The sequence below is a fragment of the Algoriphagus sp. AK58 genome, from assembly GCF_014324365.1.
Taxonomy (GTDB): Bacteria; Bacteroidota; Bacteroidia; order Cytophagales; family Cyclobacteriaceae; genus Algoriphagus.
Window position 1 is genome coordinate 24,046 of record NZ_QEIG01000020.1, and the last position, 13,573, is coordinate 37,618.

The 13,573-nt window shown below is 43.0% G+C and carries 15 protein-coding genes; 8 read left to right on the forward strand and 7 right to left on the reverse strand.

The annotated features are described in order from the left end of the window. Nucleotides 1-134 precede the first annotated feature (134 nt). On the reverse strand, nucleotides 135-1,022 hold the full coding sequence (locus tag DDT91_RS17040; protein WP_187177401.1) for a sugar phosphate isomerase/epimerase: 888 nt from the start codon (nucleotides 1,020-1,022) through the stop codon (nucleotides 135-137). A gap of 295 nt (nucleotides 1,023-1,317) precedes the next feature. Here DDT91_RS17040 and DDT91_RS17045 point away from each other — a divergent pair, with 295 nt between their 5' ends. Beyond that, complete coding sequence (locus tag DDT91_RS17045) at nucleotides 1,318-1,704, forward strand: single-stranded DNA-binding protein (RefSeq protein WP_187177402.1); 387 nt, start codon at nucleotides 1,318-1,320, stop codon at nucleotides 1,702-1,704. Between the two features lie 302 nt (nucleotides 1,705-2,006). Here the strand turns inward: DDT91_RS17045 and DDT91_RS17050 are convergent, their stop codons facing one another. Together DDT91_RS17050 and DDT91_RS17055 are read right to left on the reverse strand one after the other, a co-directional pair. Beyond that, on the reverse strand, nucleotides 2,007-4,172 hold the full coding sequence (locus tag DDT91_RS17050; RefSeq protein ID WP_187177403.1) for an acylase: 2,166 nt from the start codon (nucleotides 4,170-4,172) through the stop codon (nucleotides 2,007-2,009). A gap of 66 nt (nucleotides 4,173-4,238) precedes the next feature. Then, nucleotides 4,239-5,123, reverse strand: a complete 885-nt coding sequence (locus DDT91_RS17055) for an aldo/keto reductase (RefSeq protein WP_187177404.1) — start codon at nucleotides 5,121-5,123, stop codon at nucleotides 4,239-4,241. 255 nt (nucleotides 5,124-5,378) lie between these two features. Here DDT91_RS17055 and pfkA point away from each other — a divergent pair, with 255 nt between their 5' ends. Both pfkA and DDT91_RS17065 read left to right on the forward strand, forming a co-directional pair. Further along, a complete protein-coding gene (gene pfkA / locus DDT91_RS17060) occupies nucleotides 5,379-6,353 on the forward strand; it encodes a 6-phosphofructokinase (protein WP_187177405.1) in 975 nt (324 codons plus the stop codon). A gap of 1 nt (nucleotide 6,354) precedes the next feature. Beyond that, nucleotides 6,355-6,690 (forward strand): hypothetical protein, encoded by a 336-nt coding sequence (locus tag DDT91_RS17065; RefSeq protein WP_187177406.1) that lies wholly within the window; start codon nucleotides 6,355-6,357, stop codon nucleotides 6,688-6,690. Here DDT91_RS17065 and miaA read toward each other — a convergent pair. Further along, nucleotides 6,678-7,586 (reverse strand): tRNA (adenosine(37)-N6)-dimethylallyltransferase MiaA, encoded by a 909-nt coding sequence (gene miaA / locus DDT91_RS17070; protein WP_187177407.1) that lies wholly within the window; start codon nucleotides 7,584-7,586, stop codon nucleotides 6,678-6,680. The two genes, DDT91_RS17065 and miaA, sit on opposite strands and share 13 nt — an antisense overlap. 43 nt (nucleotides 7,587-7,629) lie before the next feature. On the opposite strand from miaA, the gene DDT91_RS17075 reads away from it, so the two are divergent. The 5 genes from DDT91_RS17075 to DDT91_RS17095 are packed head-to-tail and all read left to right on the forward strand — an operon-like array spanning nucleotide 7,630 to nucleotide 11,385. Then, complete coding sequence (locus DDT91_RS17075; RefSeq protein ID WP_187177408.1) at nucleotides 7,630-8,382, forward strand: response regulator; 753 nt, start codon at nucleotides 7,630-7,632, stop codon at nucleotides 8,380-8,382. After that, on the forward strand, nucleotides 8,379-8,756 hold the full coding sequence (locus DDT91_RS17080; RefSeq protein ID WP_187177409.1) for a response regulator: 378 nt from the start codon (nucleotides 8,379-8,381) through the stop codon (nucleotides 8,754-8,756). The genes DDT91_RS17075 and DDT91_RS17080 overlap by 4 nt, the downstream gene beginning before the upstream one ends. 3 nt (nucleotides 8,757-8,759) lie before the next feature. Continuing rightward, the gene (locus DDT91_RS17085) at nucleotides 8,760-9,038 is read left to right on the forward strand and encodes a hypothetical protein (protein WP_187177410.1); all 279 of its coding nucleotides are present in this window, start codon (nucleotides 8,760-8,762) and stop codon (nucleotides 9,036-9,038) included. Next, nucleotides 9,035-9,799 carry an MBL fold metallo-hydrolase gene (locus DDT91_RS17090; protein WP_187177411.1) on the forward strand — a complete coding sequence of 255 codons (765 nt, stop codon included), beginning with the start codon at nucleotides 9,035-9,037 and terminating at the stop codon, nucleotides 9,797-9,799. The genes DDT91_RS17085 and DDT91_RS17090 overlap by 4 nt, the downstream gene beginning before the upstream one ends. Beyond that, complete coding sequence (locus tag DDT91_RS17095; protein WP_187177412.1) at nucleotides 9,799-11,385, forward strand: NFACT RNA binding domain-containing protein; 1,587 nt, start codon at nucleotides 9,799-9,801, stop codon at nucleotides 11,383-11,385. Before DDT91_RS17090 ends, DDT91_RS17095 begins: the two co-directional genes overlap by 1 nt. Here DDT91_RS17095 and DDT91_RS17100 read toward each other — a convergent pair. From DDT91_RS17100 to DDT91_RS17110, 3 genes are read right to left on the reverse strand one after another with little or no spacing between them, the layout of a single operon-like run. Continuing rightward, on the reverse strand, nucleotides 11,382-11,735 hold the full coding sequence (locus tag DDT91_RS17100; protein WP_187177413.1) for a hypothetical protein: 354 nt from the start codon (nucleotides 11,733-11,735) through the stop codon (nucleotides 11,382-11,384). The genes DDT91_RS17095 and DDT91_RS17100 overlap by 4 nt on opposite strands. A gap of 4 nt (nucleotides 11,736-11,739) precedes the next feature. Next, on the reverse strand, nucleotides 11,740-12,519 hold the full coding sequence (locus DDT91_RS17105) for a LytTR family DNA-binding domain-containing protein (RefSeq protein WP_187177414.1): 780 nt from the start codon (nucleotides 12,517-12,519) through the stop codon (nucleotides 11,740-11,742). Further along, nucleotides 12,494-13,516, reverse strand: a complete 1,023-nt coding sequence (locus tag DDT91_RS17110) for a sensor histidine kinase (RefSeq protein ID WP_187177415.1) — start codon at nucleotides 13,514-13,516, stop codon at nucleotides 12,494-12,496. Before DDT91_RS17110 ends, DDT91_RS17105 begins: the two co-directional genes overlap by 26 nt. Nucleotides 13,517-13,573 lie beyond the last annotated feature (57 nt).

Sequence of the window (13,573 nt, forward strand, 5' to 3'; positions counted from 1 at the left end):
TTCGATATTCGAAATTGGACGTTCGATATTCGATGTTTATTTATGTTAATGGTTCAGAGTCAATGGTAAAGCGATTATTCCCTACTTGCTGTTTACTAATTACTGTTTACTACTTACTGATCACTGAAGACTACTTACTGACCACTCTGCTTCACCAACTCCTTAAACAAGCCCAACTGCTCCCGCAATGCAACCACCCTATCCGCAGGCTGACTTCGCGCTTCCATCAAGATCCAGCCTTGGTAGTTCATTTTGGCAAAAAGGCGAAACAACTCAGAGTAAGGATAATCTCCGATGTTGAATTCCCGCACGTGAACCGTATCCCCAAACCATTTTTTCACCAAGTCGAAATTGTGTTCCAATCCAGGTGGATTGAGGTCTTCTGGATTGCTGTTCCAGCAGATTTTAACATTGGGTTCGGAGACTTGATCAAAGATCTGCTTCATCACGGGTAGTTCCTGTGTGGTGGTGCCATGCACTTCCACGCGGATCAGCTGTCCAAAATCCTGGGCAAATTTCCCAACCTCATTAAAAGATCGGGCAATTTGTGCAATGGTCTTTTCGGGAGCAACTTCCTTGGGCATGGCATTGGGCTTGACCTTGATGCCGGTAGCCCCGATGTCATGGCAGAGCTGGATGTAGGCTTTGGTCCCTTCGATATTTTCCTTCAGCTTGGCAGGGTCTGGACTGTGGTATTCATAGTTGCTGCCATAACCGAGGCAAGTAACGGGGCTGTCGGCAAATCGCTTTTTTACTTCCAGTCTTTGTGCCTTGCTGAGCCCAACTTCCACGGCGTGAGTATGCTGGGTTCGGAGCTCCACGCCAAGTACCCCAGTCTTCTCACAGTTGGCGATCAGGGTAGGCAGGTCCCAATCCTTGGCCCACTCGTAGGTGACTAGGCCAAACCGGAGGCCCATAGCAGGAGTTTCATCCCAAGCGAGATCAGGTAGCAGGGCTGCACCAAATCCTATTAAAGTGGACTGCTGCAAAAATTTCCTTCGGGAAAGGTCTTTTGGGTTCATTCTTTAAAGTAAGAAAACTTGCCCACCTGACCTTCCTGAACGGGTTAGAAATTGCGGAAACGATTGAGGAAGACTGAAGAAAATAGAAAAACAAAAGTTCCCTTAATTCTATACCCTTAGAATAAAAAGCCGTTTTTTCTAAAATTAGAACCATTATCCGATCACAACCGACTACAATCGGATACAAGCGTTTCTTTACCGAGTCTTTTTTTTACCTCTTCCCAACTTTGGACCATCAGTTCTCCTCTAGCGGAAATTGTTAAACCAAATCTTTCACAATCAAACTTTTAAAACCATGAACGCGCTAAGAAACAAAGTTCAGCTCATCGGTCGCCTAGGCGACAAAATCGAAATGAAAACCCTTGAATCCGGCAAAGTAGTTGGCAGGGTTAACATTGCTACCAACGAGGTCTATCGCAATGCCAAAGGCGAAAAGATCACTGAGACCACCTGGACCAATCTGGTCATCTGGGGAAAAAATGCGGAAATCCTTGATAAGTACACTGACAAGGGTTCGGAAATCGCGGTCGAAGGAAAGCTCTCCAATCGCTCTTATACGGATAAAAACGGAGATAAAAAGTACATCACAGAGGTAGTAGTCAATGAAGTATTGCTCCTTGGAGGTGGCACCAAAGCCGAAAAAGCACAAATGGAAGCAGAGGCCTCAGATCTACCATTCTAAACCATCTCTCTTGGCTTTTTGACAAAGCATCTAAAGTGATCCTAATCCTGAGGACCTAAATCCTCAAAGCATGCCAATACTCTATGATATTTGGATACCTTGGCATAAACACACCAAAACCAAAATCCCCGCCGATTGGTGGGGATTTTGTTCTTTATTAAACCAAAATTTAACCAAGAACCTTAAAATTCTTAATTGGCTTAACAAACGGGTAATTCCCTATAAAGGATTCATAGATACACTAAAAAATATTTAATTAGTCTATACCGACCTTAAATCCAACATTCCAAATTTTCAATTTCCTACTCTTTGCCTGGCCTGTAGCGCTTTTCTTGTCTTCGCTCCACGTCTTCCCTATAATATGCCACATCTTTGAAATCGACATCTGCATAGCGTTGAGCCTGATCAAAGAAATGGGGAGAATTAGGGTCGGCACTTTGTCCTCCGGCCAGGATAGTTTTGGCTTTTACTTTTTCCCCAAACTCTACCACAGCCACAAAACTGTTTCCACGATACCCATACAGCCTTTTGGCGTTCTCCGTTGATCTTGCCCCATAAGCTGCCAAAGCTCCCCAATTCCCGGAAGCCAATCCCACGGGAATGTAAGGTTTGCTGTCATCAAAACCGGCATTGATATCTCCACTCAATCTTTGAAATCGGTTGATCTCTCCCCATGGGGTGTTCCAGGTGCCAAAGTCGGCCTTCATCTGCTCCAAAGTCTGAGCAAAAACTTCCTTGATTTCTCCTGCAGTTGGAATTTTAGCGTTAGGATTAGGTTGGGCGAAACGGTTGAGACTGCGGAAAGAACGTTGGTAATTCTCGCCATAAAAATGCGCAACCGACATCGCCACGGATTCTTTGGAAGTGCGATAATCCCAGGCTTTCAATAGATCGATGGCTAGCTTCTCCTCTGCATTTGTCCCATTTCCAACCGCTTTGATCAGCTCCGGAATCAAAAATTCAAACGCCGGCAGGTAAGGATCATAGGCCAAATTCAAGAAACTGTCCAGATTGAGTTTGCCCTGAAGTCCTTGTAAGACTTTCACTGCATGTAGTCCTCGGAAATTTTCCGCATCGGGAGCCATATACGTAGGATAATTCTCTTTTTTTGGACTAAACTCTCCCGCTGCCGTGAAAGGCGTGGAGTTACAGTTTTGAATCCAGCCTGTGCCTGGATTGAGCATCACGATACTTTCATCCACGGTGTGAAGCCCTTGCCAATCGGTAGCTGGATCAGTTCCATCTACCGGTTTGGAAAAGTCAAACTCCGGATTTCGTTTTGGGATAAAGTTCCCATGGAAGTATCCAATATTCCCTTCGGCATCGGCAAAGACGGTATTATTGGAGCTGTTGGTACGGATATTCATCATCTCTTTAAACTCCGCAAAGTTTTTGAGCTTGGTTCGGGTATAGCTTTGAACCAGTGCATTGACCGGATCCCAATTGATTCGGGTTGCCACCCATTTGCCATTTTCCTTGTGAGTAATCGGTCCGTGATGAGTTCTATAGATAGTAAAGGCTTTCTCTTTCACCTGATCGCCTTCTTTGTATTTCAGGGTGACTTCGCGAGTTTCAATCGGACGTTTTTCATCTCCGAAACGATAGACATAATTTCCATCCTCCTCTGTCACTTCCTCCACAAATTCATCAATAAAATCCACAAAAGTGGACGTATGAATCCAACCCGTTTTCTCATTAAATCCCTGGTAAACAAAAAATTGTCCCCAGGTCACCGCCCCGTAGGCATTTAGTCCTTCCTCGCTTACCACATGGACTTCCGGCCTGAAGTAGAAAGAAGTATGTGGATTGATCAAAAGCATGGCATTGCCAGACTCAGATAAACTTGGGGCTATGGCAATCCCATTGGAGCCTTGAGGTTCCTCTAGGAGTTGCTGCTCGATGGCTTTGGAATCAAGGACAGCCAAGGCAGAATCCTTCTCATAAAATGCCTTCAAAGCTGTAGTGGAAATTCGCTCGATATCGCCTCCAATCGAACCTTCGAAGAAAAACATCGGCATCCAGGGTTCATACCTTGTGATCACCTGAGGTCTGACTTCAGGATGCGTATGTAAATAGTAATTGACTCCATCCGCGAATGCCACACAGAGTTCTTTCAACCAATCTGGGGCTTTTTCATAGGCAGCTTTTGCTTCCTCCTCAGTCATATAGAGATTAGCCCGAAGGTCAGAATACAATTCTTTTTCCCCTTCCATCTCAGCCAATCTTCCGATTGCCCAAACGTAATTGCGTTCTACTCTTCTGAAATCATCTTCACACTGGGCATACAGCAAACCAAAAACCGCATCGGCATCGCTTTTTCCATAGATATGAGGAACGCCAAAATCATCCCTTATAATCTCGATCCGTTCAGCCTGAGCTTGCCAACGGCTGAGTTCATCTTGTGGGACCGGACTTTGGCAGGAGAAAAAAAGGACTAGTGAAAGTACAGGTAGAATTCTCTTAAGCATACGATTGGGTCTTGGGTGTAAAGTCCGAAAGTACCATTTTTTTAAAAGTTCATCCAATAAGAATCCTTAGCGATGATCTTGATATCGATTAGCGGGAAAATCCGCTTTCAATCGGTCGACAAATTCTTCCGGAACCACTTCACTTTGATTGTACCCTTCCAGCAATTTTCTCACCTGTTGGATAGAACTCGCTCCTATGATCAGGCTACCCACTGCTTTTTGAAGCAATCCAAACCGAATTAAAACCGCTTCAGGCATATACCCTGACTTGATAATGACATCCCGGATTACACGAACTTGCTCTTTGGATTTATCCAAAAAACCTGCTTCAGGCTTATCAATCAATATTCCTTTGGCAAATGCACCACGTACCAATACTTTGGTCTCTGTCTTTTCCAGAAAAGGAAAAACTTCCTCTTCTGGTCTACGATCCAAAGGACTGTATTGCATCATAACAGTCTTCGGAGGACTCATTGACATCACTTTTCTGATGACATTTGGACGAATGGAAGAAATGCCAAAGGCTCGGATTTTCCCCTGAATCCCAAGCATATGAAAAGCTTCCAAAGTCTCTTCCCAAGGGTCATCAAGGGTGCCTCCATGGAGTTGATAGAGATCGAGATAGTCGGTTTGAAGGCGCTTTAAAGATTCCTCCACCGCTTTGAGAATGTACTTCTTGGTTGGATTCCAAGACCAAGAGGTTCCTTCCTTATTCCATTGATTGCCTACTTTGGAGGCAATCAAAACCTCCTGACGTTTTCCTCTAAGAGCCTTTCCCAAATTCACCTCATTTTGACCTCGCTGGTAGAGATCTGCTGTATCAAATAAAGTAATTCCCTTATCTAACGCTTCATTAAGGATGGACTTGGCTTCGCCGAAATCCTCCGGAAGAGACATACATCCCAAACCAATTTCAGGTAAATTCAAACCTTCTTTTGTGATCCATTTCATCGATTAATTTCGTTTTGAAAACTTTCCAAGTTAGAAAATCCCGACTCTTTTTTAAGGCTAAAATTCCTCAAGCATTTTTCCATGGATTCCCATTTATTCCTGCTTTAATGTCTATTTTTGGGCGCTAAAACCTATTAGGATGGAATCGACCTTGAGAAAGCTTATTTCTCAGGAGAGGATGATAACCTCAGATAAATTCCTTGCAGAATCCCGATAGTTTTCGGGACATGACTATTGTAAATCAATTGTAAAAAAATGAAAAAAATTGCCGTTTTCACCTCAGGGGGAGATTCGCCGGGAATGAATGCCTGTATCCGATCCGTAGTCCGCACGGGCATCTTTCATGGCTTGGAGGTTTATGGTATATACCACGGATATGAGGGGATGATCGAAGGAGATATCAAAAGAATGTATTCTCATTCAGTTTCCAATATTGTACAGCGAGGGGGGACTATTCTAAAATCCGCCAGATCAACAGAATTCAGAACCCCAGAAGGAAGGAAAAAAGCCTACGACAACCTCAAAGCCTTGGGAATTGAAGGTTTGGTGGCAATTGGCGGTGACGGAACTTTCACCGGTGCCAAGGTTTTCTATGAGGAGTACGGCATTCCAACTGTCGGCTGCCCGGGCACCATTGACAATGATATCTACGGTACGGACTACACGATTGGGTTTGATACTGCCGTGAATACTGCATTGGAAGCAATCGATAAAATCAGAGATACTGCTGCTGCACATGACCGCATATTCTTTGTGGAAGTGATGGGAAGAGATGCAGGTTTTATAGCAGTCGAATCAGGAATCGGTGGGGGTGCTGAATTCGTAATGGTGCCTGAGACAGAGACCAAGATAGATCAAGTAGTGAAATCTTTAAAGAACCTTCGAAAGACCAAGTCCTCCAGCATCATTGTGGTGGCAGAAGGTCATTCGCTTGGCAGTGCCGAGGAGATCATGAAATTGGTCAAAGAACAAATCAAAGATCCAAGTAAAGAGTTTAAAGTGACCACCCTTGGCCATATTCAGCGTGGAGGAAAACCCACCGCAAGAGACCGAGTATTGGCCAGCCGATGTGGAATGGCCGCAGTGGAAGGACTCCTACAAGGAAAAACCAACTGTATGGCAGGCGTGATGAAAATGGAAGTGGTCTATACGCCTTTTGCGGACTGCATCGGCAAACCGAAGCCTTTGATTGCCGACCACATCAAACTTATAGATATACTGAGCATCTGATATGGGATATATACCCTTGTTTTTAACCATGGGAGGCGCTTGCCTCCTGTTTTTCCTGACGGTAAGAAATACCCTGATGAAAAAGCTTACCCTACAGCGGGAACTCTTCACCAAACTTAGCCAAGTTCATCCGGAACTGGGGCTGACAAACGGTGAAATCTCTGATCCGGATAAAATTATGGCAAATTGGAAGGCTGGAAATCATAAAGAAACCATTTCCCAGGAAAGTCTTGATCTAATCCGTGAGCTCAAAATCAACAGGCTTCAATACAACAATCTGATCAAAAAAGCCCCTTACAATTGGGTAGCTACTATCAGTGGATTTCAGTCTATTTGATCTTCAATCCATCGGATGATTTCTTCCTCCTGATTAGGATGAAACCATCGGATCTCCGAATCTCTTCTAAACCAAGTCAGCTGCCTTTTTGCGTACCTTCTTGAGTTACGTTTGAGTAGTCTGATTGCTTCTTTACGGTCGTATTTACCCTCCAGAAACCCGAAAATCTCAGAATAACCGACAGTCTGTAAAGCATTGAGGTGCCTCTTGCCGAAAAGTGCATCTGCTTCATCAAACAATCCCCTACCGATCATTTCGTCCATCCTGAGGTCAATTCTCTGATACAATTCTTCCCGATCGCGATTCAATCCGATTTTAACAGTTTGAAAGGAGCGTTCGATTTTTTTCTTAATCCTGAAGCTACTGAATTTCAAACCCGTGCCCCGAAACACCTCCAAAGCACGCATCAATCTCTGTGGATTGAATCGGTCGGCTTGGGCATAGAATTCCGGATCTGACTTTTCTACTTCTCCCTGAAGCCACTCCAAACCTCGGGACTCGTATTCCTCTATGATTTCCCCCCGAATATCAGGATCTACAGCCGGAATCTCATCCAAGCCTTTGACCACCGCATCGGCAAAAAGTCCGCTCCCACCGGTCATAATGACCACTTTTTTGGTTTTGAAAAGTTCCTCCAAAATTCTGAGAGAATCTTGTTCAAACTTTCTGACATCATAATCCTCTTCAATCGATAGGGAGTCGATCAGATGGTGTTTGATTTGTTTCAGTTCTTCAGGACTTGGCTTCGCCGTGCCAAGACTCAATTCACGATAAAATTGACGGCTGTCGCAGGAGATGATTTCCGTGTTGAATTTTTTGGCTAGCTTTAGGCAAAGATCGGTCTTACCTACAGCTGTCGGCCCAACTACAAGAATCAAAAATTTTGGATCGGTCAAATCTGAAGCAGTTATACTGAAGCCAAAAATCAAAAGGATTGCGATGAAAAGCAAAAATGTCTTGATAGTGGACGACAACGACCTGAACAGAAAGCTATTTGAAAATCTGATCGGGCAATTGTATGATTTCCAATCAGCACATAATGGATTGGAGGCAGTAGAAATGGCCTCTCACACTCCCTTTGATCTGATTTTGATGGACATCCAAATGCCAAAAATGGACGGAATCACGGCCATGAAAAAAATTCGGGAAAGCGAATTTGGTTCCTGTCCGATTCTTGCTGTTACGGCTTTCGCCGATGAAGGCGACAGACAAAATTTCATCGACCAAGGTTTCGATGATTTTATTACCAAACCCATCCGTCCAAGAGATTTCATCCTTACCGTTCAGAGTTTCTTTAAGAAAAATCTTTCGCAGGTAATCGAGGCAGAGAGTCCAGCCCGAGAGCCTTTGGTATTAAACAAGAATACACTGAACCAGCTTCTCAAATACAATTCCAAGGATGCAATCAAAAAGGTCTACCATGACCTAATGTTGGAATTCGAGGAAGTACTGAATGAAATCGAAAAGAATGAGTCCAAGGACCGAAAAGGAACCCTTTTGGAAAAAATTCATACACTCAAAGGAAATTCGGGTACTTTGGGTGCAGAAAATGTCTATAATTCCGCCCAAACCGCTGAATCGCTGGGAAGACAAAACAAAGGGATCGAGTTTGAGGACAGTTTGATAAAACTAAAAAATGATATAATTGAATTCAGAGAATTTTTCAATCAAGAAACTATTTTTGAACTATGAGTAAAGAGAAAAAAATCTTGGTGGGCGAAGATAGTTCCATCATCATCAACTTGACCAAGAATGTGCTTGCTTTCGAAAATTACCAGATGAAAGCTGCCAAAAACGGTAAGCAGGTCCTTGAAATGTTGGGCAATGAAGACTTTGACCTGATTTTGATGGACATCACCATGCCCATTATGGATGGGGTGCAATGTACCAAAGAAATCAGAAACCTGCCTGACCCCAAAAAAAGCAAGCTTCCGATCATAGCGATTACCGGCAATGCCGCTAATTACACTCCGGAGGACTTTCGTAGATTTGGATTTGATGATTTTATCCAAAAACCCCTCGACTACGATGTGGTCTTAGCCACCGTCAAAAAATTCCTCAGCTAAGCGATGACAGTCAAGTACACCAAACACTTTCTGGATAAACTGGAAAACCTTTTTTCGGCATCTAGCTATATACTTCGCTATGAAAAAGGGAATTTTAAATCAGGATACTGTGTACTCAAGGACACTAAAATCGTCATTGTCAACAAATACTTTCCTTTAGAGGGAAAAATCAATGCCCTGATTGACATCCTAGGAGAGCTAAACTTTGATCCGAAAGATTTTAAAGACAAATCCAATCAGGATTTTCTCACCGAACTACGACAAACTACCCTCAAGTTTTGAAAGTAACTTTTCTAGGAACAGGCACTTCACAAGGCGTACCCGTCATAGGTTGCTCATGCATGGTTTGTCAATCCTTGGATTTTAGGGATAAAAGGTTTCGCACTTCTGCTCATATCGAGGTAGAGCAAACCTCCTTGGTAGTAGATACCGGCCCTGATTTTAGAATGCAAATGCTAAGAGCGGGAATCAAAAAACTGGATGCGGTACTCTTTACCCATGAGCACAAAGACCATACCGCAGGACTGGACGATATCCGCCCATACAACTTTTCCCAGCAAAGGGATATGCCTGTTTTTGGAAGAAAAAGAGTGCTTGATCAACTCCAAAGGGAATACTCCTACATTTTCAGCGATAAAAAATACCCCGGAGTACCTCAGGTAAATTGCATTGAAATCGATGAACACCCTTTTCATGTCAACGGTATAGGCATCACTCCTATTCCTGTACTTCATTACAAACTCCCCGTTTTGGGATTCAGAATCGGAGACTTCAGCTACATCACCGATGCTAACTTCATACCCGAGGAATCTTATGCATTGCTGGAAGGAACCGAAATATTGGTCATCAATGCCCTTCAAAAAGAATCTCATATTTCCCATTTCACCTTGGACCAGGCTATCGATCAGGCAATTAAAATCGGTGCAAAAAGAACTTATTTTACACACATTTCCCATCGCCTAGGAAAACACCAAGACGTAGAAAAGGAACTCCCCGAGGGAATTTTCCTCGCGTATGACGGATTGGAGCTAACTTTGGCTTAATGCACCTCAATTATCATTTCCTTAAATATCTCGCACCTGCACTTTCCGAAGAGTTCAAGGACAACTCCATTGTGACCTGTTTTTCTCAGAGCAAAGACGAGTTGATTATTGAGACTAATGGAAAAAAAGGAACACGATTTATCCGGGCACATTTGCTCCCTCCTCAAGTGTATTTGAGCTTTCCGGTTCAATTTCATCGTGCGAAAAAGAACAGCATAAACCTATTCGAAGAAATCCATGGAGATCGGATTCAATCCTGTCATGTTTTCTCTTTTGAGCGGGCGTTAAGATTTGATCTTGCCTCCGGTAAAAAGCTGATTTTCAAACTACATGGCAATAGAAGTAATATTTTACTGGTTTGCCCAGAGGAACCTTACCCAAAAAATCTCTTCAGAAACGAAATCAAAGAAGATAAAACGCTGGATTGGAAAACTCTCGAAAAGCCGCTCGAGCTTACCAGGGAACGGTTTGAGTCTTTGGAAGGCAATGCTTCACAGTTTTTGCCCACCTTGGGAGCAATCCCAAGAAACTGGCTGAAAGAGCGCGGATATCCAGAAGAGGATCTGAGCACCAAATGGAACTTGATGCAGGATTTACTCGATCTGCTGGATGCCCCGCTTTTTTCACTAGTCGAAAAGGAGGGAGAAGTCACGCTGAGCCTTTTGCCTGAAGCTCATGCCTTTGCCAGCTATTCAGACCCTATAGAAGCCTGCAACGAGCTATTTTACAGAGCTTTGGTGATCGGAAATTTTGAGAAAGAAAAAAATCAACTGCTCAAATCCTACCAAGAGCAACTCAAAAAAACGATTTCCTACCTTAAAAAATCCTCCGAAAAACTCGAGGAACTGAGATCTTCCCCTCCTCCATCCCAATTGGCTGATGTAATCATGGCCCATCTGCATGTTTTTTCAATGGGAACCCAAGAGGCCAAACTCCAAAATTTTTATTCAGGAGAAACGGTTTTGGTCAAGTTGAAACCCGACCAAAAGCCTCAGGATCTTGCAGCCTCCCTCTACAGGAAATCAAAAAACCGACAGATCGAACTGGACCAGATCGAAAAGACTATTTCTGCTAAAAAAAGGATTGCTCAAGAACTGGAGGAAAAAATCGCCTCAGTGGAATCCATCCATGACTTCCGAGGACTCAAAGCCTTCCTGAAACTTCACAAGGAGGACCGACCTTCCCAAAAAGAAGAAACCAGTTTGCCATTTAAGGTTTTTGAATTTGAAGGCTTTACCATTTGGGTGGGCAAATCCGCCAAGGACAACGATGAGATGCTTAGGGGATTTATTCACAAAGACGATATCTGGCTTCATGCTCGACAAGTACCAGGTTCTCATGTAGTGATCCGTACCAAGGGGATGCCTGTGGTGCCACAACAGGTTTTGGAGCGGGCAGCAAGTTTGGCCGCATTTTACTCCAAACTCAAAACTGATTCCCTTGCACCAGTCATCTTCACTGAAGCCAAATACGTGAGAAAGGTGAAAGGAAGTGCTCCCGGTTCGGTTATGGTAGACAGAGAAAAAGTGGTGATGGTTCGTCCCACCGGGCCAGACCAAGACACGTATTCCAAAAAGGAAAATTAATACCTCTTGGGAGGTGGTGGACCAAGGCTTATTTTTTTGAAACCTTTAAATAAAATTACAGTACCGGCTATTCCTGTTGCCCCTCCTACATAAAGTAGTGTTTCTCCCAATTCGGGATTGGTGCCCAACAGCTGGCCTCCGATAATAGTTACCGTATAACCCAAGGTGGCTACTAAAATCCCGTTTTGAAGTTGCTTTTGAGAATTGTGGAGATTAAGCTTTACCTGATATAGATCTTTTTCCAAAGAGGTCACTGCCCGCTTGAGCGAGTCATACGAAGGATATTCCTGGGCGGAAAGAGAAATACTAAAAAAAGTTGAAAATACTAATGCTAGTAAACAGACTTTCATTTACTTATTGATTGATCCACGACTTGAATTCACTCACTTTTTCTCTGGCTACGATCAGTGCCTCATCAGATTTCACATTGAGCGAAACCAGTAATCGTCCGTTCACATAGGGCCTCATTTCTACCAGATTTTCCAAATTGATGATTACAGAGCGATTGATCCGGTAAAATTTATTAGGGTCCAACAGGTCCTTTTCCAGTTCATTGAGCGAGTGGTCCACGATATGTCTTTGGGAAGATCCTGCTTCGATCAAAAAAGTAATCCCATCCTCTGCATAGAAATAAGCTACAGAATCGGTTGGGATAAAGCAAAGGCGATTCCCCGAACGGGTGAGAAATCGCTTTTTGAAATTTCTATGATTATATCTGATCAGAAATTCCTCCACATAATCTTTGGAAAGAGGAAGTAATGATTTATTAGACAGGGAGATAGAACGGTATTTTTCAAATGCTTTTACCAGGCGCTCCTCCTGAATGGGCTTTAGGATATAATCAATACAATTATGCTCAAAAGACTGTAGGGCATATTGATCATAGGCTGTGATGAAAATAACCGGGACTTTGATATCCCTTCCTCTGAAAGCAGTAAAGCTCAGTCCATCTGCCAAATGAATATCACAGAGGATAAGGTCAAAATTCTCTTGGTGTTCTAAGGCCGAACTCAATTCCTTGACAGTTTGAATTGGCTCTTCCAAATTCCACTCAGGAAAGTGCTTTAAAATAATGGACTTGATTCTGGCCTGTGCCAAAGGTTCATCTTCAACTAAAAGTAAGTTCTTTGTCATCGATCAAAGGAAGGTCTACCTGAAAATAATCCGAAGCGTTTTCGATTCGAATTTCCTGATTTAGAAACCGATATCTGTCCGAAATGTTTTGAAGCCCAATTCCTGTGGAATAATCGACTACCTCTTTATGCTGTTTTTTATTCCAAATGGTAAGGTGGTTTCTTTCAGAAAAAATCTTTACCTCAAGTGGTTCTCTCTGTGTGAAATAGTTATGCTTTACTACATTTTCCACCAAAAGCTGCAATACAGCCGGAGGAATAAGAAAATGTTTGGATTGGGGATCAATCCTGAGACTAAATTTAAGAGACTGCTCAAATCTTATGGAAAGCAAGTCAATATAGTTTTTCAAAAAATCAAGCTCCTGACTCAGTCTCACCAATTCATTTCCCCGGTTGTTGAGAATATAGCGATAGATCTCGCTGAGCTTTTGGAGGTACTTATCAGCAAGATTGACATCTTCATGAATCAATACAGAAAGTGCGCTGAGGTTATTGAAAAAGAAATGGGGATTAAGGTGAGAATTTAGAGACACCAATTTGGCCTCGGAAGTGAGTGCTTTGAGTTTTTCGGCTTCTACCGCCTTCTGTTTGAGTTTGACACTGAAATAATAAATCGCATTGACAGAATTGAGAAACAGATTGATTCTCGAAGTGAATGCGGCAGTCAGTAAGAAGTTTTGAAATGAAAAACTAAAGGGTCCTCCTAGAAGGCTGCCTGAAATCTCCGAAGACAGGAAAGAAAGCACAAGGACACCAAAAGCGCTCGTCAAAAACTGGACTAACAGCGGGTGTAATTTTTCAAAGGCTGTAAGAATAAATCTTTGAACAAAGAGATTGATGGCCCAGACCGTCAAACACAAAATAAGAATCAACAAGAAAAGCGGGCCTGGAGTAAGATTGACTGCAAATAGCCGATCACCATCCAAAAAATAGATGTTCAGGAAGGAATAGACCCCAAGTCCGGAAGCAAACAAATAATTATACTTGTGATCAAACATCTCGCTCCTCCTCTTCTTTGTTGACTTTCAAGAACCTATTAGAATAACAAGGGACAG

Bases quoted from the DNA above. Each gene is read 5' to 3' on its own strand.
- DDT91_RS17040 (WP_187177401.1), bottom strand. From the start codon at position 1,022: ATGAACCCAAAAGACCTTTCCCGAAGGAAATTTTTGCAGCAGTCCACT.
- DDT91_RS17045 (WP_187177402.1), top strand. From the start codon at position 1,318: ATGAACGCGCTAAGAAACAAAGTTCAGCTCATCGGTCGCCTAGGCGAC.
- DDT91_RS17050 (WP_187177403.1), bottom strand. From the start codon at position 4,172: ATGCTTAAGAGAATTCTACCTGTACTTTCACTAGTCCTTTTTTTCTCC.
- DDT91_RS17055 (WP_187177404.1), bottom strand. From the start codon at position 5,123: ATGAAATGGATCACAAAAGAAGGTTTGAATTTACCTGAAATTGGTTTG.
- pfkA (WP_187177405.1), top strand. From the start codon at position 5,379: ATGAAAAAAATTGCCGTTTTCACCTCAGGGGGAGATTCGCCGGGAATG.
- DDT91_RS17065 (WP_187177406.1), top strand. From the start codon at position 6,355: ATGGGATATATACCCTTGTTTTTAACCATGGGAGGCGCTTGCCTCCTG.
- DDT91_RS17075 (WP_187177408.1), top strand. From the start codon at position 7,630: ATGAAAAGCAAAAATGTCTTGATAGTGGACGACAACGACCTGAACAGA.
- DDT91_RS17080 (WP_187177409.1), top strand. From the start codon at position 8,379: ATGAGTAAAGAGAAAAAAATCTTGGTGGGCGAAGATAGTTCCATCATC.
- DDT91_RS17085 (WP_187177410.1), top strand. From the start codon at position 8,760: ATGACAGTCAAGTACACCAAACACTTTCTGGATAAACTGGAAAACCTT.
- DDT91_RS17095 (WP_187177412.1), top strand. From the start codon at position 9,799: ATGCACCTCAATTATCATTTCCTTAAATATCTCGCACCTGCACTTTCC.
- DDT91_RS17100 (WP_187177413.1), bottom strand. From the start codon at position 11,735: ATGAAAGTCTGTTTACTAGCATTAGTATTTTCAACTTTTTTTAGTATT.
- DDT91_RS17105 (WP_187177414.1), bottom strand. From the start codon at position 12,519: ATGACAAAGAACTTACTTTTAGTTGAAGATGAACCTTTGGCACAGGCC.
- DDT91_RS17110 (WP_187177415.1), bottom strand. From the start codon at position 13,516: ATGTTTGATCACAAGTATAATTATTTGTTTGCTTCCGGACTTGGGGTC.